Annotated in this window: 19 protein-coding genes; 6 read left to right on the plus strand and 13 right to left on the minus strand. The window is 72.3% G+C overall.

All coding sequences use genetic code 11. The annotated features are described in order from the left end of the window. Positions 1-229: 229 nt before the first annotated feature. On the plus strand, positions 230-913 hold the full coding sequence (locus AC1Q7O_RS20980; RefSeq protein ID WP_492660374.1) for a hemerythrin domain-containing protein: 684 nt from the start codon (positions 230-232) through the stop codon (positions 911-913). Here the strand turns inward: AC1Q7O_RS20980 and AC1Q7O_RS20985 are convergent. Both AC1Q7O_RS20985 and AC1Q7O_RS20990 read right to left on the minus strand, forming a co-directional pair. Further along, positions 877-3,513 (minus strand): winged helix-turn-helix domain-containing protein, encoded by a 2,637-nt coding sequence (locus AC1Q7O_RS20985; protein ID WP_492660375.1) that lies wholly within the window; start codon positions 3,511-3,513, stop codon positions 877-879. The two genes, AC1Q7O_RS20980 and AC1Q7O_RS20985, sit on opposite strands and share 37 nt — an antisense overlap. A gap of 53 nt (positions 3,514-3,566) precedes the next feature. Further along, the gene (locus AC1Q7O_RS20990) at positions 3,567-3,914 is read right to left on the minus strand and encodes a hypothetical protein (protein WP_492660376.1); all 348 of its coding nucleotides are present in this window, start codon (positions 3,912-3,914) and stop codon (positions 3,567-3,569) included. 200 nt (positions 3,915-4,114) lie between these two features. Between AC1Q7O_RS20990 and AC1Q7O_RS20995 the strand changes: the two genes are divergently transcribed. From AC1Q7O_RS20995 to AC1Q7O_RS21005, 3 genes are all read left to right on the plus strand, one after another. After that, positions 4,115-5,794 (plus strand): alkaline phosphatase D family protein, encoded by a 1,680-nt coding sequence (locus AC1Q7O_RS20995; RefSeq protein ID WP_492660377.1) that lies wholly within the window; start codon positions 4,115-4,117, stop codon positions 5,792-5,794. Positions 5,795-5,811: 17 nt separating this feature from the next. After that, positions 5,812-6,393 (plus strand): DVUA0089 family protein, encoded by a 582-nt coding sequence (locus AC1Q7O_RS21000; protein WP_492660378.1) that lies wholly within the window; start codon positions 5,812-5,814, stop codon positions 6,391-6,393. A gap of 93 nt (positions 6,394-6,486) precedes the next feature. Continuing rightward, the gene (locus AC1Q7O_RS21005; protein ID WP_492660379.1) at positions 6,487-7,326 is read left to right on the plus strand and encodes a PEP-CTERM sorting domain-containing protein; all 840 of its coding nucleotides are present in this window, start codon (positions 6,487-6,489) and stop codon (positions 7,324-7,326) included. 18 nt (positions 7,327-7,344) lie between these two features. Here the strand turns inward: AC1Q7O_RS21005 and AC1Q7O_RS21010 are convergent, their stop codons facing one another. The 3 genes from AC1Q7O_RS21010 to AC1Q7O_RS21020 form a co-directional block, all read right to left on the minus strand. After that, a complete protein-coding gene (locus AC1Q7O_RS21010) occupies positions 7,345-7,677 on the minus strand; it encodes a hypothetical protein (protein ID WP_492660380.1) in 333 nt (110 codons plus the stop codon). Between the two features lie 33 nt (positions 7,678-7,710). Continuing rightward, entirely contained in the window at positions 7,711-9,351 is a 1,641-nt protein-coding gene (locus tag AC1Q7O_RS21015; RefSeq protein WP_492660381.1) for a response regulator, read from the minus strand. An 82-nt stretch (positions 9,352-9,433) separates the two neighbouring features. Beyond that, positions 9,434-10,681, minus strand: coding sequence for a class I SAM-dependent methyltransferase (locus tag AC1Q7O_RS21020; RefSeq protein WP_492660382.1), 1,248 nt, complete (start codon positions 10,679-10,681; stop codon positions 9,434-9,436). A 166-nt stretch (positions 10,682-10,847) separates the two neighbouring features. On the opposite strand from AC1Q7O_RS21020, the gene AC1Q7O_RS21025 reads away from it, so the two are divergent. Continuing rightward, positions 10,848-12,974, plus strand: coding sequence for an MHFG family PEP-CTERM protein (locus tag AC1Q7O_RS21025; RefSeq protein ID WP_492660383.1), 2,127 nt, complete (start codon positions 10,848-10,850; stop codon positions 12,972-12,974). Between the two features lie 141 nt (positions 12,975-13,115). Further along, positions 13,116-13,832, plus strand: coding sequence for a PEP-CTERM sorting domain-containing protein (locus AC1Q7O_RS21030; protein WP_492660384.1), 717 nt, complete (start codon positions 13,116-13,118; stop codon positions 13,830-13,832). 604 nt (positions 13,833-14,436) lie between these two features. On the opposite strand, the gene AC1Q7O_RS21035 is transcribed toward AC1Q7O_RS21030, so the two are convergent. Genes AC1Q7O_RS21035 through AC1Q7O_RS21070 form a run of 8 tightly spaced genes read right to left on the minus strand, consistent with a single transcriptional unit; the run spans position 14,437 to position 22,523 of the window. Next, the gene (locus tag AC1Q7O_RS21035) at positions 14,437-15,093 is read right to left on the minus strand and encodes an SCO family protein (RefSeq protein ID WP_492660385.1); all 657 of its coding nucleotides are present in this window, start codon (positions 15,091-15,093) and stop codon (positions 14,437-14,439) included. Continuing rightward, positions 15,086-15,682: a c-type cytochrome gene (locus AC1Q7O_RS21040; RefSeq protein ID WP_492660386.1), complete on the minus strand. Its 597-nt coding sequence runs from the start codon at positions 15,680-15,682 to the stop codon at positions 15,086-15,088. The genes AC1Q7O_RS21035 and AC1Q7O_RS21040 overlap by 8 nt, the downstream gene beginning before the upstream one ends. A 15-nt stretch (positions 15,683-15,697) precedes the next feature. Then, entirely contained in the window at positions 15,698-16,288 is a 591-nt protein-coding gene (locus tag AC1Q7O_RS21045; RefSeq protein ID WP_492660387.1) for a cbb3-type cytochrome c oxidase subunit II, read from the minus strand. A gap of 11 nt (positions 16,289-16,299) precedes the next feature. Next, on the minus strand, positions 16,300-17,874 hold the full coding sequence (locus tag AC1Q7O_RS21050) for a cbb3-type cytochrome c oxidase subunit I (protein ID WP_492660388.1): 1,575 nt from the start codon (positions 17,872-17,874) through the stop codon (positions 16,300-16,302). A gap of 47 nt (positions 17,875-17,921) precedes the next feature. Further along, a complete protein-coding gene (locus AC1Q7O_RS21055; protein ID WP_492660389.1) occupies positions 17,922-18,644 on the minus strand; it encodes an MgtC/SapB family protein in 723 nt (240 codons plus the stop codon). A 5-nt stretch (positions 18,645-18,649) separates the two neighbouring features. Further along, a complete protein-coding gene (locus tag AC1Q7O_RS21060) occupies positions 18,650-20,059 on the minus strand; it encodes a patatin-like phospholipase family protein (protein ID WP_492660390.1) in 1,410 nt (469 codons plus the stop codon). Further along, on the minus strand, positions 20,056-21,441 hold the full coding sequence (locus AC1Q7O_RS21065; protein ID WP_492660391.1) for an efflux transporter outer membrane subunit: 1,386 nt from the start codon (positions 21,439-21,441) through the stop codon (positions 20,056-20,058). The genes AC1Q7O_RS21060 and AC1Q7O_RS21065 overlap by 4 nt, the downstream gene beginning before the upstream one ends. Next, positions 21,438-22,523, minus strand: coding sequence for an HlyD family secretion protein (locus AC1Q7O_RS21070; RefSeq protein WP_492660392.1), 1,086 nt, complete (start codon positions 22,521-22,523; stop codon positions 21,438-21,440). The genes AC1Q7O_RS21065 and AC1Q7O_RS21070 overlap by 4 nt, the downstream gene beginning before the upstream one ends. Positions 22,524-22,533: the final 10 nt, after the last annotated feature.

Below are 22,533 nucleotides of genomic sequence, written 5' to 3' on the forward strand. Positions count from 1 at the left end.
CTGGGTGAAACGTGGAGGGAGCCCTGTTCGGGCCGGACGCCGCTTCAGGGTTGACGGCACTGTGCCGAGCAGGGTCCGCGCGGCCATCGCCCGGACGGGCCACGCGCCGCGGCGTCGAAGAGCCATGCCGCGCCATCGCCCGGATGGCCCATCGGAGCGATGGCAGACGCACCCGGCGCCGGAACACTGGCGGCCATCGGGCATCCCGCCCGGACCACCAGGACCCACCATGACCTCACCCGCCCCCCGCCTCGACCTCTACGCCCACATCCACAAGGCCTTGCGCCTCTTCATGAGCGACACGCTGCAGCAGCTCGGCCGACTGGACATCGACGACCCGCTGGAGCTGGCGGCCACGCTGGGCCAGCTGGACGCGCTGCTGGACGCCGCGCGCCACCACCTGGACAAGGAGAACACCTACGTGCACCCGGCCATCGAGGCCCGCCGTGCCGGCGCCAGTGCAGCCATCGAGGCCGAGCACGACGAGCACCTGGACAGCCTGGCCGCGCTGCGCGCCGAGGGCGCGGCGCTGCGGGCCATGCCGTCAGCCGCGGCCGCGCAGCGGCTCTACCGGCGCTTCGCCACCTTCGTCGCGCACAACTTCGAGCACATGGGCGTGGAGGAGAGCCGCCACAACCAGGCGCTGTGGGCGGCCTACAGCGACGAGGAACTGATGGCGCTGCACGGCCGCATCCTGGCCAGCATCGGGCCGCGCGAGATGAGCGAGACGCTGCGCTGGATGATCCCGGCGCTGACGCCGGCCGAACGCGCCGAGGTGCTCGGCGGCCTGCCGCCCGAGGTGCAGGCCCCGGTGCTGGCGTCGGCCCGCGCGCTGCTCAACGACAACGCCTGGGCCAAGCTGTGCCGGGCGCTCGGTCAGCCCAGCGCGCCAGGCCTCGTCGCCGTGGCCTGACGCTGGTTCCACCACGCGGCGGCCTCGCCGCGCGAGTTCAGGCCCAGCTTGTCCAGGATGTTGGCCACATGGCGCTTCACGGTGTGGGGGCTCAGGTCCAGCGCGCGGGCGATGTGCTTGTTGCTGGCGCCCGCGGCGATCTGCGCGATGACTTCCGCCTCGCGTTGTGACAGCCGGTCATCGGCCGGCGCGGCAGCAGCGTCCGCGCCCAGCTGCGTGGCGGGGCGCAAGGCCTGGCCCCAGGCCCGCAGTCGCGCCAGCGCGGCGGCGTCCAGAAGCTCGCCCCAGTCCTGACCGGCCAGCTGCAGCAACCGGGGCACGGCCCACAGCAGGCCGGCCGGCTCGCGCCGGGCCAGCGCCGGCGCCAGCACCTGCGCGGCGCCCTCGCGGTCGCCGCGGTCCAGCAGCGCGCCGGCCAGCCGCGCCCGCGTCTCGCCCAGCTGGCCCAGCAGGTCGCCGCTCTCGCCGTCGGCCAGCAGGCCGCGCCAGCCGGCGATGGCGTCGTCCAGCCGATCCTCCAGCGCCGCCAGCTGCGACTGCAGCCCGAGCAGCGGCCGCGGGCGGTGTGGCAGCGCGAGGTCGGGCAGGTCGGCGCCCAGGCGCACCAGCCGTGCCAGGCCCTCGGTCAGCGAGGCGCGGTCGCCGCAGGCCGCCGCCATCCGGGCCATGAAGAAGGTGGCATGCCACTCGCCCCAGGCGCCGTAGCCCGGCACATGCTCGGACAGGCGCAGCTTCATCAGCGCAACGGCCGACTCGTGCTGCCCGGCGATGAGGTCCAGCATCGCGTGCAGCGCCTGGCCATGGTTGCGCGCGATGACGATGCGGCCGCACCAGGCCGCATCGGCCTCGGCCCGCCGCAGCAGCTCGCGCGCCTCGTCCAGCCGGCCCTGCCAGAACAGGTTCCAGGCCTGCGCCATGTGCGCATTGACGCCGAAGGGCAGCGGCCGCTCGCCGACCACCTGCAGCGCGCCGAGGTACCAGCGGTCCACCACGGCCGACATGCCCAGGCAGCTGATCTGCCGCGGTGGCGGCGAGCCGGCGTACCAGGCCTCCAGCGACGCGCTTTGCAGCAGCTCGGTGACGAGCGCGTCGTACAGCGGCGCGACCGCATTGAAGTGGCAGCTCTCCAGCGCGTGCCAGGCCCGGCCCAGCAGCGTGATGCGCTTGAGCTCGCCGCTCAGCGCAAAGGGGTCCAGGTCGCGCAGCAGCGCCTCGGCCTCGTGCAGGCGGCCTTGTGCGATGAGCAGGATGCTGCGATGCGCACGGGTGGTGCGCAGCCCGGTCTCGTCGGCGCGCGCCTCGAACAAGGCCTCGGCCCGCCCCAGGTGCCACTCGGCCTGGCGGACCTCCCACAGCACCCACAGTGCCAGCGCGTTGACGCGGTGCAGCTCGGGGCTGGCGTCCGCGAACGCCGGGTCGAAGCGCCGGGTCAGCTCCATCAGCCCCTGGGCGCCCAGCTGGTTCATCAGCAGCGCGCCATCGCCCAGCAGCAGCTCGGCGGCGCGCTCGGGGAGCCCGGCGGCCAGCAGCAGGCCCTGGCGGCGCACCGGGTCGGCCTCCAGCAGCGCGGCGCGCTCCAGCAGCTGGCGGTGCAGCGCCGGCTGCTCCTGGCTCAGCCGCTGCTGCAGCATGTCGCGGAACAACTGGTGCAGACGCAGCGTGTGCGGCGCCAGGTCCACCACCGTGACGAACAGCGACAGCCGCTCCATCTCGGCCAGCCAGTGCCCGGCGTGGCTGTCTTCGCCCAGCGCCTGGCAGCGCGCGGCATCCAGGTCGTGCAGCACGCTGGTGCGCAGCAGGAAGCCACGCAACCCGGGGTCCAGCCGGTCCAGCACCTCGGCAGCGAGGTAGTCGAACGTGGCGCGGTCGATGGCCGACGGCTGGCGCTGCGCGCCGGGGGTCATGCCCAGCGCCAGTCGCAGGCCGGCAGGCCAGCCCTGGCAGCGCTCGTACAGCCCGTCCACGGCGCTGTCCTCCAGGCCCGCGGCCTGGGCCAGCTGAGCCACTTCGTCACGCGCCAGCGCCAGCGCGCCAGGGCCCAGGTCGGCCAGTTCGCCCGCGGCCCGCAGCCGGGCCAGGCGCAGCGGCGGCTCATGCCGGGCCGACAGCACCAGCCGCCAGCGCCAGCCCATGCGGGCCAGCCAGCGGTCCAGGAACTGCTGGGAGGCGGTGTCCGCGAGGTGGTGCGCGTCATCGAGCACGATGAGGCCGCGCGGCACCTCGCAGGCCTCCAGCGCGTTGAGCATCGCGTCGGCCACCGTGATGAGCTCGGCACCGCCACGCAGCGCCGCATCACGCAAGCCTTCGGGCGCGGTGCGCCACGGCGGGTCGTAGGGCTCGAGCGCGGCGAACAGGCAGTCCAGCAGCCGCCCCAGGTCGTCACCTTCGTCCAGCGCCACCCAGGCGATAGCCATGTCGGCCGGCTGGGCCGCCAGGGCCTGGGTCAGCAGCGCCGTCTTGCCGTAGCCGGCGGGCGCGCACAGCAGCAGCACGCGCTGCTCGTCCAGTGCGCGCGACACCTGGTCCAGCAGCGCCGGCCGGGGCAGCAGCAGACCGTCGCGGGGGCGCGGCGCGCGGGTCTTGGTGTGGGCAAGGGCCATGGCGCGAAATGATAGGTGGCGCCCCGGCGCCTGGCGCCGAGTTCAGCGGACGCTCAGCCCGCGAATGCCAGCGACACCTGCAGCTCCGCCGGGCCGCGGGGCGCCAGCGGCGGGCTGCCCATCACGCGCACCACGGCCGCGGCTTCGTCCTTGCTGCAATGGATCTCGGCCTCATACGTCCAGGACTGCCCCGCCACCAGCGGCGTGGCCGACACGCGCAGCACGTCGTAGCGGCAGTCGCGCGTGCCGGCAAAGTCCTGCGCCTGTCGCAAGGCGGCGGCGACGACCGCATTGGCCTTGAGCTGCGCGACGACACGCGCCTTGTCCGCGGGCTTCACCTCCGCCGCCTGCGCTGCGGCGGCCAGTGCCAGCCCGGCCAGGGCGCACAGAGCTGTCTTCATCACTCGTTCTCTCCGGTGCGGCCCATCCACGGCCGCGTTGCTGCCCATCACGGGCGGGGCGCGATGGTCCGCGGCGCCACCGGCGCGGGCAATCCCCAGCTTCCACGTGACCCAGGTCATGGGCCGGCCCATGCCCGGGCTGTCGCACGGCGGTCAAACGGCGTCGCGATAGTCGCGCTCCCACAAGGAGAAAAGTCGTCATGGGTCGTCCGAAACAAGTCCAGCCCGCGCGCACCGGCAGCAGCCGCCGCGATTTCTTCAAGCGCTCCGGCGCCGGCACGCTGGCGCTGGCCGCCGCGCCCGCGCTGCTGCCACTGGCCGCCGAGGCCGCCGTCAACACGGTGTTCCAGCATGGCGTGGCCAGCGGCGACCCGCTGGCCGACCGCGTCATCCTGTGGACGCGCGTGACGCCCGCGAGCGTGAAGCCGGCCGTGACCGTCAGCTACGTCATCGCCACCGACGCGACACTGACGCAGGTGGTGCAGCGCGGCAGCGCCAAGACCAACCCGGGCCGCGACTACACGGTCAAGGTCGACGCCTCCGGCCTCAAGCCCGCGACGACCTACTACTACCAGTTCAGCGCCGAGGGCGCCACCAGCCCTGTGGGCCGCACCAAGACGCTGCCCACCACTGGCGCCAGCAGCCTGCGCATGGCCGTGGTGAGCTGCTCCAACCATGCCTACGGCTACTTCAACGCCTACGCCCGCATCGCCGCGCGCGCGGACCTGGACCTGGTGATGCACCTGGGCGACTACCTGTACGAGTACGGCGCCGGCCAGTACGGCAGCGTGCGCACGCCCGAGCCGGCGCACGAGATGGTGACGCTGGCCGACTACCGCGCCCGCCACGCGCAGTACAAGCGCGACGCCGACGCGCAGGCCATGCACCGCCAGCACCCGATGATCGCGATCTGGGACGACCACGAGGTCACCAACGACTCGTACCGGGACGGCGCGCAGAACCACCAGCCCGCCACCGAGGGCGACTGGCCGGGCCGCGTGGCCGCCGCGCTGCAGGCCTACTACGAGTGGATGCCGGTGCGCCCGGCCGACACGGCCAACCTGCGCGACAACCACCGCAGCTTCGCCTACGGCGACCTGGCCGAGCTGCTGATGCTGGAGGAGCGCCTGAACGCACGCTCCAAGCAGGTGGGTACGGCCACGCACGCCACCGCCTTTGGCGCCGGCTTCGCGTCCACCGACCCCGGCTACAACGACGCCAGCCGCACGCTGCTGGGCGAGGCGCAGGAGCAGTGGCTCGTCAACCGCCTGCGCGCCACGCCGGCGCAGTGGAAGCTGCTGGGCCAGGGCGTCATGTTCGCGCAGCTGAAGGCCCCGGGCAGCAACCAGGCCACCGATCCAGGCCTGTACTTCATCAACGGCGACCAGTGGGACGGCTACGAGCCGGCCCGCAACCGCCTCTACGCCGGCATCCAGGGCGACGCGACGCACGCGCCGGTCAACAACGTCGTCGTGCTGACCGGCGACATCCACAGCAGCTGGGCCGCCGACCTGCACCCCAACCCCTACAACCCCGCGCTGTACGACAAGGCCACCGGCACCGGTTCGCTGGCGGTGGAGTTCGTCGGCACGTCGGTGTCGTCGCCCGGCATCGACACCGACACCACCGGTGCGGTGGCCGGCGCCATCCGCTTCTACAACCCGCACCTCAAGTACGTGCAGCTGACGCGCCGCGGCTACCTGCTCATCGATGTGAACCGCGACCGCGTCGTCGGCGAGTGGTGGTACGTGGACACCGTGGCCAGCCCCAGCAACGTGGAGACCTTCGGCACCGCCTTCGAGGTGCGCGCCGGCGAGAACCACCTGCGCCCGTCGGCGCAGACGCCCTCGCGCGCAAACCCGCCGCTGCTGGCCCCCTGACACCTCAAGGACACGACATGCACAAGCACCTGCTCTCACTCGCCCTCGCCGCCTCGGCCCTGGGCGCCCACGCCGCCGACTTCAGCTTCTCAGGCCAGGCCGCGAACCACAACGACAAGATCGTCATCGACTTCCAGGTCGCCGCCGGCAGCTCGGTCAGCCTGTGGACCGACTCCTGGCAGTCGGGCCTGAACTTCGACCCGCAGCTGTTCCTGGCCTCGGGCGGCACCATCGTGCAGGCCGATGACGACGGAGGCAGCCTCGTCAACGCCGGCGCCGGCTACTACGACGCCGGCCTGCAGTTCACGGCCACCGCGGCCGGCAGCTACCGGCTGGTGCTGAACGCCGCGTCCAACAACGCGCAGGGCGCCACGCTGTCGCAGGGCTTTGTCTACGACGGCGACGCGCCCATCGCGCTGGCCGCCTGGAACCAGCCCAGCTACGACATCAACGCCAACGACCAGAAGGGCGGCTTCTGGCGCCTGCACCTCAGCGGCGTGGAACAGGCCGCCGCCGTGCCCGAGCCGGCCAGCGTCGCGCTGCTGCTGGCCGGGCTGCTCAGCCTCAGCCTGGCCGTGCGCCGCCAGCAACGTCGCTGATCCCCCGTCCGCGGGGGCCACGCGGCCCCCGCCGCTAACGTTTGCCTAACGGGCGCTGCCAACACTGGGCCTCCCTTGCCGAGGAGACGCCCGATGACCACCGCCCGCCACCTGTTCGCCGCCGCCCTGCTGGGCGCCGCACTCGCCTCCAGCGCCCACGCCGATCCCGGCGTCAGCATGGCCTGGAGCTACCGTGACTTCACCACCTGGCAGCTGTTCGGCACCGCCACCGCGCAGAACGACGTGCCTGGCAACGGCTTCATGTACAGCAACCTGGTGCTGACGGCGCCGGCCTCCCACGACGCCGCCGGCGCCGGTTTCGCGCCCGGCGCGCTGGCGCTGGACTTCAACCAGACCTTCAGCTTCGACTTCCACTTCTTCATCCCCGCCAGCCAGGACACGCGTGGCGACGGCCTCACCTTCACGCTGACCGACGCCACCGGCGTCGGCAACGGCGGCTCGGGCCTGGGCTACGAGGGGCTGAGCGCCCGCAGCGTGGCGCTGGCCATCGACACCTTCCACTTCGACGGCCAACCCGTCTCGCCCAGCCTGCAGCTGCTGTCAGGCGGCTCCGTGACGCCGCTGGCCGCCACCGAAACCGGCCTGGGCGACGCCATCCGCGGCAGCACCTACCAGTGGTACGCGGCACTGCACTACACGCCGTCCGGCAACGGCGACAACACCGGCGTGCTGACCGGCACGCTGGAGAACCTGGACCACGGCAGCTTCAGCGTCAGCGCCGCGGTGGACTTCGACGCGCTGGGCCTGGTCGGCGTGCCGGTGTTCTACGGCTTCACCGCCGCCAACGGGCTGGCCACCGACGGCCACTTCGTCACCAGCGCGATGCCGGTGCCGGAACCAGGCCGCTGGGCGCTTGTGCTGGCCGGCCTGGGCTGGCTGGCGCTGCTGGCACGGCGCCGCAGCGCGGCCTGACCGGGCCGCGGTTGAACCTCATCCGCCGGCCACGAAGGCCAGCGCCTCGCGCGACAGCGCCAGGCACACCGCCGGCGTGGGCCTGGCCAGCTGCAGCCACTCCTTCATGACGCGGCCGTGGCCGGGGTCGAACCGCTCGCCGTCGCCCTGCGCCACCAGCGCCTCGACACGGGCGCGCGGCAGCTTGACGACGAAGTGGCCCGCCGACGAGACCATCGCAAAGATCTTGCCGTGCACCTTCAGCGTGCCGGCGCCGAACGACTTCTTCGCGCTGTCGGCCAGCTCGACACCCGGCTGGCCCGCCAGTTCACGCGCGACCTGGTGGAAGACGGGGGTGAGATCGGTGCTCATGGGGCTCCTCGGTCAACGCCGGCCGGGCCAGGCTCAGTCTTGTCGCGCCACCAGCCGGCGGCCCGCGTCGGTGTGGCTGGCGTGCAGCGGGTCGATGGTCTGCCGCAGCCGCAGCAGCACGTCCGGCGCCAGGCGCGGGCCGTGGTGGTTCAGCGTCGCCCGGGCCAGGTTGATGATGCGGGCATTGAGGCTGGTGCTGGCCAGCTCGGCCAACGCCTCCAGCGTGCGCTGGTGCTGCTTGCCGACCAGGTGCGACATCGCCTCGTTGGCCTGCGCATTGATGGCCTGGGCCGTGTCGCGCACCAGCAGTTCCACGGCCGGCATCGCCGCGGCGGCCAGCTCCAGCAGGTGGGTGCGCGGCCGCGAGATGCAGAAGCGCCGCGCCAGCTGCGCGGCCCAGGTCATGGCTTCAGGAATGGGCTGCTGGCCGGCGCTGCGCACCAGCAGCTGCAGCAGGCTGCCGGCCATTTCGTAGGTGAACTCGGGCTGGGCGATCTGCGCGGCCAGCTGCCGCAGCCCGGCGTGGGCCGAGGCCGCGCGGCGCAGTGCCAGCTGCAGCGCCACCTCGGTGGTGAGCTTCAACATGCGCACCCGGTAGCTGTCGGGGTGGCGGCCCAGCGCGGCCTCCAGGCAGCGGAAGGCACGCTCGGCGCCCTCGACCTGGGCCAGATCCAGGCTCGCGATGGCCAGCGCGACGACGCCCTGGTAGTCCAGCGCCCGCGACTGCGCGCCGATGGTCAGCGCCGCGCCGAGATGCCGCGCCGCTTCCGCGCTCTGGCCCAGGTAGAGCTGCAACGAGCCGAGCTTCTGCAGGCGCGAGACGTTGCCGGGCGTGATCTGCACCGCCTTGGCCAGCACCTCGGCGGCCGCCTCGACCTTCATGTCCTCCAGCAGCGCGTGGCCGTAGACGTCGTAGGCATCGGCATAGGCCGGGTTCTCGGTCAGCAAGGTCTCCAGCGCGCGGCAGGCCCTGTCGGTGTCGGCGCCGCTGAGGTCCAGCCGGGCCAGGCCCAGCTTCGCCCACGGCACGGCCTTGTAGGCCAGCACCGCCTCCAGCATGCGCCGCGCGGCGTCGAGCTGGCCCAGGCGCAGGTAGAGCTCCGAGCCGATGCGCGCGGCGTAGACCCGGTAGGCCGCGCTGTCGCGGAACATGGCCTCGCACAGCGCGGCCGCGTTGGCATAGTCGCCCGTCGCGATGGCCTGGAACACCGCCCGGAAGGCCTGCTTGCGCGCCAGCACCACCTGCAGCCGCTCCTCGAATTGGCGCGCCGTGATGGGCTTGAGCAAGTAGTCGTCCAGCGCGCCCTCCACGGCCTCGGCCACGTGCTGGTAGCGGGCCTCTCCGGTCACCATGATGAAGGCCGTTTGCATGGGCAGGCCCTTGGCCTGGCGCAGCTCGTCCAGCAGGTCCTGGCCGGTCATGTCATGCGGGCCGTGCTGACGGAACGTCATGTCGCTGACGATCAGGTCATAGGGCTGCGACGCGCTCTTGATCAGCCGGCGCGCCTCCTCCGGGCGGCGAGCCATGTGCAGGTTGTGGTGGCGCACGCCCAGGTCGCGCAGCATGCTGGCCAGCACCGAGCGCGACAGCTCGCCCTCGTCGATGATGAGCACGATCAGCGGGTCCACCGGCACGCCGCCAGCCAGACCATTCGCCTGGATTGCCGATGACATCTCTTCAGGTCGCCTCAAGGGTGGGTCAAGGCAGTCTGTCAGTTATTGGCCGCCGCGTCCGGATGTTTTCACATCTGCCGGGCTACGCCAGCAGCTGCTCCAGCCGCTGCTCGCGCAGCCCGTAGAAGCGCTTGATCTCGGCGATCTGTGCCAGCAGCTCGGGCCGGCGCGCCGCCAGCACCTCGGCGGCGGGGCCCTGCGCCTTCACGGCCAGGATCATCTTGTTCTTGCTGGTGTGCTCCAGCGCGATGAACTCGAACACCTGCGTGCGGTAGCCCTGGCTCTCCAGCAGCAGCGCGCGCAGGCTGTCGGTCACCATCTCGGCTTCCTGGCCCAGGTGGATGCCGTGCTGCAGCATCGGCCGCAGCACCGCCGGCAGCATCATCTGCGGGCGCAGCTCCTTGTGGCAGCAGGGTGAGCTCATGATGACCTTGGCGCCGCTCTGCAGGCCCACGTGCAACGCATGGTCGGTGGCGATGTCGCAGGCATGCAGCGCGATCATGACGTCCAGCGGCTGCACGGGCTGCGTGCGCACGTCGCCCTGGTCGAAGCGGATGCCGGCCAGCTGCTCGCCGTCGATGACGGCGTTGCACAGCGTCACCATGTCGTCGCGCAGCTCGATGCCGGTCACGCGCGGCTGCAGACCGTGGGCCTGCAGCCAGTCGTGCACGGCGAAGGTCAGGTAGCCCTTGCCGGAGCCGAAGTCGGCAACGCGCACGGGGCCGTGCAGCTGGGCTTCCTCGACGGCCGAGGACAGGATCTCGACGAAGCGGTTGATCTGCTTCCACTTGCGCGCCATCGCCGGCACCAGCGCCGGCTCGCCCTTGACGAGGTGGGTCAGCCCGAGCGCGCGCCACACCGGGTGCGCCATCTCCAGCGGGCGCTGCTTGGCCTTGTCGTGCGCGGCCGGTGCAGGGGCGTCCTCGGCGCCGTCCAGGCGCGTCACTCGCAATGTTTCCCGGCCCTTGCGGCTGACGGCGAACTGCACCTCCTCAGAAGCCGTGTGCAGGTGCGCGTTGCGAAAGCGCGCCCCCAGCAGCGTGGCGAGTTCGGCGACGCCGGCCTCGGGCGTGTGATTCTTCGTGATGTCCTTCGTGCGGTGCCGCCACAGGAAGCTCAGCGCCGGCTCGCCGCGCAGTTCGACGAGCCGCACGGTCAGGCGCTCCACGTCCTCGTCCTCCCCGTTGACCGAGACCGGGCCGGACAGCAGCAGCTTGCCGAACTGCCCGCCGGCCAGTGCCAGGCGCACCAGGTGCAGGAAGCGCTCGTGCGCGGGCGCCGTGGCGGCGGGGGGCGGGGTGATGAGAGAGGTGAAAAGCGGAGCGGCCATCCGCCGCATTGTCGAACAGCGCTCCGAGCCTTCCCTAGCCTCTGACAACGCTGACAAACCATCCCCCCCCCCGCGAATGGGCTAGCGCACTCACGGCATGGCATCCCGGCCCCTGCCCCCCTAGATTGGCAACCGTGCCGTTTCGCCCGCACCGCCGGAGTCCTCCATGCCCCTGCTTGCTGCCCTTGCCCTCTCGGCAGCCCTGACGCCCGCAGGCAGCTGCGAGTGGCATCGCGGCAAAGTCCCGGCGCAGTCCGGCGATCTGGGTGCGCAGGTGCTGCGCCTGAAAGATCTGCCTGCCGCACGCCGCGACAGGCTGGCCCGCAAGGTGCAGGCGCTGCGCTTCGACGACACGGTGGTCATCGCCCGCGACGGCATCACCGGGCAACAGGCCTACGAGGCGACGCTGCGTGACATGCGGCTGGGCGGCCGCGCCTGCCCGGAGGTGGCCCGCAGCGGCTGGGCCGAGGACGAGACCGAACGCGCCCTGGTGTTCTGCGAGGCGGACGACTGCGTGCTCGTCACGATGCAGGGCCGGCTGCTGGCGCGTGTCAGGCCGCTGCCGGCGGACCCGGTCGGCCAGGCCATTGCCGAGCTGGCGCACAGGCCCACCGCGGCCGGCCCGCAAAGCACCTGGGCGCCACGCCGCGTGTTGATCGGCGCACGCGCCGGGCTGAGCGCCGGCGAGGTCGCCAGGATCGCCTCGGTGCACGGCGCGACGCCGCGCCGGCTGGGGCCGCCCGATGTTTACGTGCTGGACCTGCCGGCGACGGCGTCCGAGAAAGCCGTGGCGGCCACGCTGGCCCGCCACCCGCACTTGAAGTTCGCGGAGCTGGACCAGCTGGCACCTCCCGCGCTGGCGCCCAACGATCCCTACGCCGGCAGCGAGTGGCATCTGGGCCGGCTGGGGCTGCCCAGCGCCTGGGACACCGCGCAAGGCGGCGGCGTGACGATCGCCGTGCTGGACACCGGTGTCGATGCCACCCACCCCGACCTGGCCGGCCGCCTGGTGGCGGGCTGGAACTTCTACGACAACAACAGCAACACGGCAGACGTGAACGGCCACGGCACGGCCGTCGCCGGTGCCGCGGTGGCCTCGGTCAACAACGGCGTGGGCGTCGCCGGCATGGCCGGGCAGGCGCTGCTGATGCCGGTGCGCATCGCCGACGCCAACGCCTATGCGTACTGGAGCACCGTCGCGCAGGGCCTGAACTGGGCCACCGACCACGGCGCCCGCGTCGCCAACATCTCGTACGCGGGTGTCGCCGGGAGTGCCACGGTGCAAACGGCAGCGCAGTACATGCGCGCACGCGGCGGCCTGGTCGTCGTCGCGGCGGGCAACAACGGCATCGACGAAGGCATCGCACCGACGAGCAGCATGATCGTCGTGTCCGCCACGGACGCCAGCGACCTGAAGACGACATGGTCCAGCTACGGCAGCTTCGTCAGCATCTCGGCGCCCGGGCAGGACATCTGGACGACCACCCGCGGCGGCGGCTACCAGGCCTGGTGGGGCACCTCGCTGGCCAGCCCCGTGGTGGCCGGCGTCGTGGGCCTGATGATGTCGGCGCGACCCGCCATGGCCAACACGCAGCTCGAGAGCCTGCTGTACGCCAGCAGCCAGGATCTCGGCACCGCAGGGCGCGACAGCTACTACGGCTGGGGCCGCGTGAACGCCGCCGCCGCCGTGCAGGCCGCGGCCACCAGCACCATCTCCGACACGCAGGCCCCGAGTGCCACCATCGGCTCACCCGCGAGCGGCAGCGTCGTCAGCGGCCTGCTGGCCGTCAACGTCACCGCCAGCGACAACGTCGGCGTGACCCGCGTGGACCTGAAGGTCGGCAACAGCGTCGTCGCCTCGGACACCTCGGCGCCTTACGGCTTCAGCCTGGACACGACGCAGCTGCCCAATGGCAACGCCTCGCTCACGGCCGTGGCCTATGACGCCATGGGCAACGCCGGCAGCTCCGGCAGCGTGACCGTCAGCGTCAGCAACGCCGTGGCCAGCGCGCCGGACACCACGCCGCCGATCGTCACGATCACCGCCCCCGCCAACGGCGCCAGCGTGTCGGGCAACGTGGGCATCAGCGTGAGCGCCAGCGACAACGCCGGCCCGACCGGCCTGAAGCTGCAGTTGCTGATCAACGGCAGCCCGGTCGCCAGCGCCAGCGGCGGCACGCTCACCTACAAATGGAACACCACCAAGCTGCCAGCGGGCAGCTACACGCTGGAGGCCCGCGCGACGGACGCGCAGGGCAACCAGTCCTCCAGCGTCGCCAGCGTCAGGCGATGACACCCACTCAAGACGTCGAAGGCGCGCCCCGCACCTCGACCCCGACATCCCGCCCGACAACACCCATCGACCAAGGAAGTGACCGGAACCCCATGATCACTGACTGCACCCACCGACGGACGGGACACCCTGGAGGGCACCATGTTGCGTAATTCGATACACCGGCTCTGTGCTGTCGCACTGTCGCTGGTCTGTGCCTCGGCGCAGGCCGGCTATGTGCTGTCATCGCAGGGCGTCAGCTTTGACTTCAACCAGCTCGACGCCGATTCCTTCACCATCAAGATCACGAACGCGGAGAACGCGACAGGGAACTGGGGACCGGAAACCCACCTGGGCTTCCTGGGCTTCAAGGACCTGGGCGCGCTGGCCGGGCTGACCGGCGCCACGGTCACGACCATCACGCCGTTCACCACCAGCGTGTGGAACTTCTCCACGCAGGAGCTCAACGGCAACGGATGCCTGGGGGGCAATTCGGGCGGCATCTGCCTGGATGCCGATCCGGACATCGCGCTGGCGCACGAGATGCTGTTCCAGATCGACCTGGTGGGCACGACGCTGGCGATCGATCCGACCCTCGGCCCGCACCTGAAGGTGGGCTTCACGCACTGGGTCGACGCCAAGGGTGACCCGACCAAGAGCAACTACGAGCCCGGGCACTACGAGATCGGCGGCGACCTGCTGTCGCGCAACATGGTGTTCAGCGCCTGCTCGACGCCCGGCTGCGACGGTGGCGGCGGCGGCGGTGGCGCGGGCGGTGGTGGCGGCGGCAGCACGCTGCCCGAGCCCGCATCGCTCGCGCTGACGGGCGTGGCGCTGCTGTTGGCCGTGCAGGCCCGCCGGCGGCGTCTGGCACGCTGAGCGGCAGGCGCCGCTTCCGCTCGCGCGGGCGGCGCCAGCGCTTGAACGGCGTCGGGTTGCGCGCCTGCGCCCAGCACCGGCCGCAAGGCCAGCAGCGCCATGGTCCCCAACGCGACGCTCCAGGCCAGCAGCGCGAACCCGGCCGCCTGCTGGTCGTCGATGAGGTAGTTGACGCAGAGCCGCTGCTCGGCATCGAGGTAGAGCAGCCCCGCCGTGGCCGTCATCCAGGCCGCATTGGCCAGGAAGAACGCGGCGGCCACCGGCGCATGGCGCGCACGGGCCTGGCGCAACAGCGCGCCAGCGCAGGCCCACAGGCCGTACTTCAGCAGTGCGACGCCAGGCTCCAGCAGGGCCAGGTCGAGCGCCGCCGGCAGCATCCACACCGCCAGCACGCAAGCCGCCATGGTTGCCGCGAGCAGCCCGTCGGCATCCATCCCTGCCAGCCACCGCCAGCGCTTTGGCGCGGCGCCGGCGGCCAGCCAGCCGCTCAGCAGCAGCAGCGGCAGTTCGACCGCCATGTGCAGGCTCATGCGGCTTTCCAGCGCGGCTCGCACCTCTGGCGTGGCCAGCAGCAGGACGAGCAGCACGCCGGCCGGCCACCGCCTCATGGCCGGCCTGCCGCCAACTGGCGGGCCAACGCGAGCGCACGCTGCCAGTCGGCCGTGTCGAAGATGCCGGCCACACGGCCGCGAGGGTCGACGACGTGGATGGCGCCGTTGTGCACGAAGCCGCCGCGGCCATCGGCCACGGCGATGACGCCCAGCGCCCGGCGGGCCTGCCTCCCCGCATCCACCGACCGTGGAGCGGTGATGGCCCACACCGCGCCATCTGCGCGGTGGCGTGCGCCGTAGGCCGCCAGCGCCGACGGGGTGTCGCTCTCGGGGTCGATGGAGATGGACAGCAGGCGAATGCGCTGCGCTTGGCCCGCAGCAGCGCGCCGGATCTGCTGCTGTGCCTGAAGAAACTCCGCCCCGAGGGCCTGGCACACGGACTCGCAGCGCGTGTAGATGAAATCCACCACCAGGACCTGGCCCGTGCCGGCCGCCGGCAGGTGCAGCGGTCGTCCCTGGGCGTCGATGAGGTCCAAGGCCGGGAACGGCATGGCGCCCGCGAGCGCGGCCTGCCGGCGCAGCGCCTCGAAGGTCCAGTGCTCAAAGCCGGCCGTGAGCCGCCACGTGGCCGCGGTGAACGCCGCAGCCACGAGCGCGCAGGCCAGCAGCGTGAGGCCGAGGTGCCCCGACGGGGCCGGCCGGTCAGTCATGAGCCGGCAGTTCCTTGTCGCCCGCGAACGGTGCCGTGCGCTGCTGGTGCTCGGCACGCGCCTGCGCAACGGCCTGTGCGCTGACCGGCGCCGCCGTGTTGCCCCACTGGGCGCGCACATGGGTCAGGACTGCGGCGATCTGCTCATCGCTGAGCTGGCCGCCAAACGCGGGCATGGCGCCCTGGTAGGTGACGCCCTTGACCGACAGGCTGCCGGTGACGCCGTGCAGCAGGATGGCGGCGGCGGTGCCGGCCCTGCCCTGCACCCATTCGCTGCCGGCCAGCGGCGGGAACACGCCCGGCAGGCCCTGGCCGTTGGCCTGGTGGCAGGCGACGCACAGGGCGGCGAAGAGCGCGGCGCCGTCGACCTTGGCGGTGCCGGGCGCCGGGCCGCCGCCCAGTTCGGCGGCCGAGCGGCCATCGCCCCAGGCCGCCGGCGTCTCGATCTCCGCAGCGCAGATGTAGGCGATGCAGAACACCAGCAGCAGCGCCAGCAGCAGCCGCATCGGCCACGGCACCGGGTGGCTCTGCTCACGCGGGTCGGGGTGCTCGCGCTGCTGGGGCGAGGAGATCTGTGGGTCGGGTGTCATGGGGGCTCCAGAGGGTCAGCGCCTGGCGGGCAGGTCGGCCACCGGATAGGTGTGTTCCAGCGCCTTGAGGTAGGCGACCAGGTCGAGCGCCTCGGCGTTGGCCGTGACGAGCTGGCCCGGGGGCGCTTCGCCGGGCGGCAGCTGCACCTGCACGTCGCCGCGCTCGAGCCGGGCCTTGGTGGTGAACAGGAAGGGATAGCTCGGCATCACGCTTGCCGGCACATAGGCCCGCGGCTGGTAGAGGTGGCCGAGGTGCCACTGCTCGCTGGGCTGGCGGGCACCGATGTTGAACAGGTCCGGGCCGGTGCGCATCGTGCCCAGCAGGTGGGGGGTGTCATGGGCGTAGTCCGAGGCGACGCTGGCGCGCCCCCAGCCGCGGGCATGGTCCGGCGCGAGGCTCCTGGCGCGCGGCTGCTGCGAATGGCAATAGACGCAGCCGTTGGCGATGTAGACCTGCCGCCCGCGGAGCTGCGCCGCGGTGTAGGGCTTGAGGGCCTCTGGCGCGCGCACTTCCCGCACGGTCAGGTAGGGCACCACCACCAGGGCGCTGGTGGCGATGCTCAGCATCGTCATGCCGCCGGCAATCAATCGGGTTTCACTGTGCATGGCGGGTCTCCTCAGCGCGCTGCCAGCAGCGTGGGCGTGGCGCGGCCCGTCGTCCGCCCTACCAGCAGCATCAGGAAATGAAGGGCGAACACGAGGTGACTGAGCCCCATCAGGGCGCCACCCACCGTGCGGGCCTTCAGGTAGGGCAGCGTCAGCGTGACGGAGTCCATGAAGGGCCGGCTCTCGTCCAGCATGGCGAGCCCCTGCAGCCAGCCGCCCACCGTCAGCGACACGAAATAGACCGTGATGCCCACGGCAGCCAGCCAGAAATGAAGCGCGATGAGCGCCCGGGACGGCCACTCGCGGCCGCAGATGCGCGGCGTGATGAAGTAGATGGCGCCGAAGAACACCATCGTCACGAAGCCATACAGGCCCAGGTGGGCATGCGCCACGGTGAAGTGCGTGAAATGGGCCACCGCGTTGACGCTGCGCAGCGCCTCCAGGCTGCCCTGCACGGAACAGGCCGTGTACATGAGGCCACCGAAGCCGATGAAGCGCAGCGTCGGCGAGGTGCGCAGCTCGCCGACATGCCCCTTGAGCGTCTGGTACTGGTTGACGGTGAACGCCGCCACGGGCACGACCATCATCACGCTCTGCACGATGGACAGCGTGATCAGCCAGCCCGGCACCGGCCCGCCGATCAGGTGGTGGCCGCCGACCTGGCCGTAGAAGAAGGCCAGGCCCCAGAAGCCCAGCAGCGACAGGTTGTAGCTCTGCACCGGCCGGCCGATGACCTTGGGCAGGAAGTAGTACACCGAGGCCAGCGCCAGCGGCGTGTAGAACAGGCCCAGCACGTTGTGGCCGAACCACCAGTTCATCGCGGCCTGCTCCACGCCGCGATGCAGGCCGGGCACATTGGCCACCACGAACAGCACCGGCAGCCAGAACAGCGCGCAGCCCATGTACCAGACCGACACATAGAGGTGCGCCACCCGGCGGCTGAGCAGCGTCAGCACCAGCGGCAGGCCGACCAGCGCGCCGCCGGTGGCGAACAGGATGTCGATCTGCCAGGGGATTTCCAGCCACTCCAGGCCGTCGCTGAAGCCGGCGGCGATAGCGCCCAGGCCGGCCACCAGCGCGGCGTTCCACAGCGCCGCGCCGAGGAAGGCGTAGCGGGCCCCGACGAGTTCCGTCTTCAGCAGGCGGGGAATGATGAACAGCGCGATGCCCAGGCCCGCCATCGGTGCCCAGCCGTAGGCCACCGCGTTGAGGTGGATGGTGCGGATGCGGCCGAAGGTCAGCCAGGCCTGCGACGCCAGCCAGTCCGGCTCATGCAGCTTGATCGAGGCGGTGAGCCCCGCCGCCGACGCCACCAGCAGCCACGCAAAGGCACAGCACAGAAAGAAGAACACGAGTGGCGCCGTCGACGCGTCGGCCTGGGCGCGCCGCAGCAGCTCCTCGTTGGCCAGCGGCGGTGTGACCCCGGCGGCCGGGTCTTCCACCTGGCCGATCTCGCCGGGCGCGAAGATCACCTCGCCCGCGCCGGCGCTGCGCTCGAACAGGCCGCGCCGCTGCGTCCAGATGAAGAAGAGCAGCGCCGCCACCGAGAGGACGAAGGCCGATAGAAGAATGCTGACGGTGCTCAAGAACGCACTCCTTGGAAGTGAAGGTGGGCAAGCCGGGCCGGCATGGGCTACTCGCGGTTGGACCGGGTCATCACGAAGGACTCGATCTCGGGCAGCGCCGACAGCTCCAGCGCCACCTGGCTCATCGTGGTTGCGCGCGGGCCGCCGTCGGCAAAGATCAGGCTGTCGATCTCGAAGTGCCCGTGCTTGAACTTCACGGTCATGGTGTTGGGCGGCATGCGCAGGCCGCGCGCCACCAGGAAGGCCTGGACGACCTCGATGCGCGGCTGGAAGCCGGCGCGGAACTTCAGCGTGCTGGTGAAGGCCGTGCGGGCAGGCAGCCGGCGCTCCAGCCAGGGCAGCAGTTCCACGGCCACGACGGACAGCGCCGTCAGGGCGATCGCCGGCAGGTACAGGCCCACGCCGACGAGGATGCCCTGCGCGGCCACGCCCCAGATGGACGCTGCCGTCGTCAGCCCGCGCACGTTCAGCCCGGTCTGCACGATCAGGCCGGCGCCCAGGAAGCCGATGCCGGTCAGGATGGACCCGATGACCCGCGTGGGGTCGCCGCCAACCGACCCGGGGTCGACGCCGCCGTACCAGAGGCCGGGATGCCCGGCCAGCAGCGTGACCGCGGCCGAGGTGGCGCCCACCAGGCAATAGACCTGGCTGCCGGCGGCGCGCCCGCTGAAGAAGCGCTCGTAGCCGACGATCCAGCCCAGCAGCATCGCCAGGCTGAGATGGGCGAGGAACTGCAGGCCGGATGCCAGCCACGGCGGGTCGATGGGCATGGGGATCATTCGGGGGACGCGGGGCTTTGCAGGCTGCGCAACATGGCGCGGAACTCGGGGGCGGCGCGCAGGCGCTGCCGCGCGTGCGCGCGCAGCAGCGCGACGTCGGCCGGCGGCAGTTCGAGCGAGGTGGGGATGGCCTTCAGCCGCTCGGCCAGCGCGGCGTCGGGCGCGTCCAGGCCCACCTCGATGAGGTGGAACTCGACGTCGGGGGCAAACGGCGTGTCCTCGCCGCGCGCCTGGGCGTTGTGCACTTCCTCGCGCCAGGCCTGGACGGTGGCGCGCATCTGGTCCAGCGCGACGTCGGAGTTGCGGTTGATCGGGATGTCGGCCAGCGCCAGCGCCGTGCGCAGCGGCCCCGGCACCTGGGGGCTGAGGTCCTCGGGCGTGCGGGCGCTGGTCTCGGCATTGACGACGATGAAGACGACGCGGCGCAGGCGCCGGTAGCCCGCGAAGCGCGCGCTGCGGACGATGCCGCCGAACTGGCCGATGTAGTCGGTCGGGCCGCGCACGCTGACGTTGTCGGCCAGGCCCCCGTCCACGAGGTGGATGAAGGGCCGGCGCGGCCCGCCGGCCTGCAGCTCGCGGTAGCTTTCCAGCTCGCCCAGGCGCCGGCTGTTCAGCACGGCGGGCTGCGCCCGGGCGGCGCGGCGCAGCAGCGGCGGCCCGCAGTCGTCGCCGGGGGCGCCGCGCACGTGGTTCCAGATCGTCACCGGGCTCAGCAGCAGCGGCACGGCGCTGGAGGCCGCCACCGCACGCGCCAGCTTCACGCCGCCGAGGTCGCTGCACAGGAAATCGAACTGCTCCTGCACGAACTCGAAGCGGCCGCCGTTGACCATGTCGGAGGCGTAGATGACGGCGAAGGGCTTGCGCGGGTGCTCGCTCAGGTCGGCGAAGGTCGTGCCCTGGAACACGCGCTCGTCCAGGAAGCGCTCGAAGGCGTCGCTGCGCCCGAAGTTGGGGGAGCTCAGCCGCCACAGCGTCGCCGGCGAGAGCAGGCTGCGGGCGAAGTCCGACTGGGGCGATCCCCGCAGCAGCGCGTCCTCGAAGCGCACGAGGCCGGCTTCGCCCCCCATGGCCAGCGCGCCGGCCAGCATGCTGCCGCCGGACAGGCCCATGACGATGTCGACCTGGTCGAACAGCCGCTCGTCGCGGCCCGCCCAGTGGATGGGGGTGTCGCGCAGCTCGTCCAGCACGCCCAGGCCCAGCGTGGCCGCCCGCAGCCCGCCGCCGGAGAAGGACAGGTGCAGCAGCAGGCTGTCGTCCGGGTCTTGCGCAACGAAGCGCTGCAGCCGGTAGCCGCGCTGCGGGTCGACCTGGGCCAGCGGCGGGTTGACCGCGTAGTGCGCCGTCGAGCAGGCGCCCAGCAGCAGGCCCAGCGCCACGCCCGCGCCACGTGCGAGCCAGCCCGTCACGGTGCCACCCCCGACCAGCCACCGCCCAGCGCGCGGAACAGCGCCACCTGCGTCTGCAGCAGCCCGGACTGCAGGCCGACGAGGCCCTGCTCGGCGCCGAGCAGCTGGCGCTCGGCGAGCTTTTCATCCAGCGCGGACGCATAGCCCTCCCGGTAGCGCCGCCCGGCGATGCGCAGGGCCTCGGCCAGCGCTTGGTGCTGGGCCAGGGCCTCGCGCAGCTGGATCTGCTGCTGCTCGTGGCTGTTGAGCTGGACCTCGACCTCGGCCCACGCGCCCAGCACGGCGCGCTCGTAGGCCGCCAGCGCCTGGTCGCGGCGCGCCTGGCTGGCCTGGGCCAGCGCCTGCAGCCGGCCGCCGTTGAAGATCGGTGCCAGCACGCTGCCGCCGAGGCTCCAGATCGTGAACGGGTCGCCCCGCAGCACGCTGGCGCCGACATGGCCGAGGCTGGCGTTGAGCCGCAGCGACGGCAGCCATTGCGTGCGCGCGGCGGCCAGCTGCGCATCGCTCGCGGCCACCTGCAGCTCGGCGCCATGGATGTCGGGCCGCTGTCGCAGCAGCTCCGAAGGCAGGCCCGCATCGGGCAGCGCACAGGAGCGCAAGTCGGCCAGGCCGCCGCCCCGCGCCACCCGGCCGGGCGGGCGGCCCAGCAGCAGATTGAGCTGCGCCTCCTGGCGTTCGAGGGCGCGTGACAGCTGCGGCAACGCCTGGACGCCGGTATGCAGCTCAGCCTCGGCCTGGGCGAGTTCCAGGTTGCTGGCATGGCCCTGGTCGCGGCGCTGGCGCACCAGCGCCACCGTGCGCTCGCGTGACGCCAGCAGGCGCCTGGCCAGGTCCACCTGCGCGTCCAGTTCCAGCAGGCCGATGTAGGCCTGGGCGACGCTGGCCGCCACGCTCAGCGCCACGCCGTCGCGGGCGGCGCGGCTGGCTTGCTCGCCCTGGTCGGCGGCACGGGCCAGCGCGTCGATGCGGCCCCACAGGTCGACTTCGTAGCTGGCCTGGAAGAGCTCCTGGTGGCCCGTGGAGAGGTAGGGCTTGAGCGTGACGTCGCTGATGCTGCGCGAGCGGCCGGCGCCGATGCCGGCGTCCAGCGCGGGCCAGAAGGCGGCGTGCTGGGCGGTGGCCAGCGCACGGGCCTCGGCCACGCGGGCGGCCGCCTGGCGCAGGTCCTGGTTGTTGGCCAGCGCCTCGCGGATGAGCTGCGCCAGCGTCGCGTCGCCGAAGCCCTGCCACCAGTCCTGCTGCAGCGCGGCGGTGCCGGCGTCATGGCGCCAGCCCGCTGGCGGCGTGGGTGGAGTGACCGGCGGCACGGGGGGAGCGGCGCAGGCGGCCAGGGCCAGGGCGGCCGCCAGCGCGACGGCCAGGGGGGTGCGATGTGGCTTCATGGCTGGTGCGAGCCCGTGTCCACCTCGGCGAGCACCGACATGCCCGGGCGCAGCCGGCTGGCCAGCGGGTCGTTCGCGTCGACGGCGATGCGCACTTGCAGGCGCTGCGGCACCTTGGTGAAGTTGCCGGTCGCGTTGTCCGCACGGATGACGCTGAACTCCGACCCCATGGCCGGTGCGAGCTGCTCCACGCGGCCCTGCAGCTGCGCGTGGCCCAGGCCGTCGACCTGCAGCCGCGCCGCCTGGCCCGGCGCCATGCGGGCTGCCTGGGCCTCCTTGAAGTTGGCCACCACCCAGACCTGGGACGGCACGAGCGCCAGCAGCTGGGTGCCCGGCGTCACGTACTGGCCGAGCTTGACGCCGATCTCGCCGGCGGTGGCCGCGCGCGGCGCACGGATGCGGGTGTTCTCGAGATCGATCTCGGCGAGCTGAACGCTCGCCTGGCCCCCCTGGATGGCGGCTTCGATGACCTGCTGGTTCACGTCCACCGAGCGCAGCTCCTGGCGCGCCACCTGGATGGCGGCGCGGGCCTGGTCGGCATGCGCGTCCGCCTGACGCTGGGCGGCCTGCGCCTGGCGCAGCGCGCTCTCGGCCTGCTCCTGCTCGCGCCGGGACACCGACCCGTCCTCCACCAGGGCGCGCGTGCGCCGCTCGTCCGCCTGGGTGCGGCCGAGCTGGGCGGCCGCACCGGCCTGCTGAGCCTCGGCTGCCGCGAGCTGGGCCTGCGCATTGGCGATGCCGGCCTCCCGCACCCGGCGCGTCTGCGCGATGTTGGCCAGGTTGGCCTGCTGCGCCGCCAGCGCGGCCCTGGCCTGGGCCAGGCGCTGCCGGAAGTTGCGGTCGTCCAGCCGCACGAGCACCTGGCCGGCGTCGACCGATGCGAAGTCGCGCACCAGGACTTCGGCGACGTAGCCGTCCACCTTGGGCGCGATGACCGTCACGCTGCCGCGCACGTAGGCGTTGTCGGTGGATTCGATGTCGCCGTGGAAGGGCGGGAGCTGCCAGGCGTGCAGGACGAAGGCGATGGCGCCGAGGGCCGCGGCCGCGATGGCGATGTTGGCGAGGTGGGGGGACTTGCGCATGGTGGCGGAG

The sequence above is a fragment of the Roseateles sp. GW823-FHT07B05 genome, assembly GCF_058794515.1.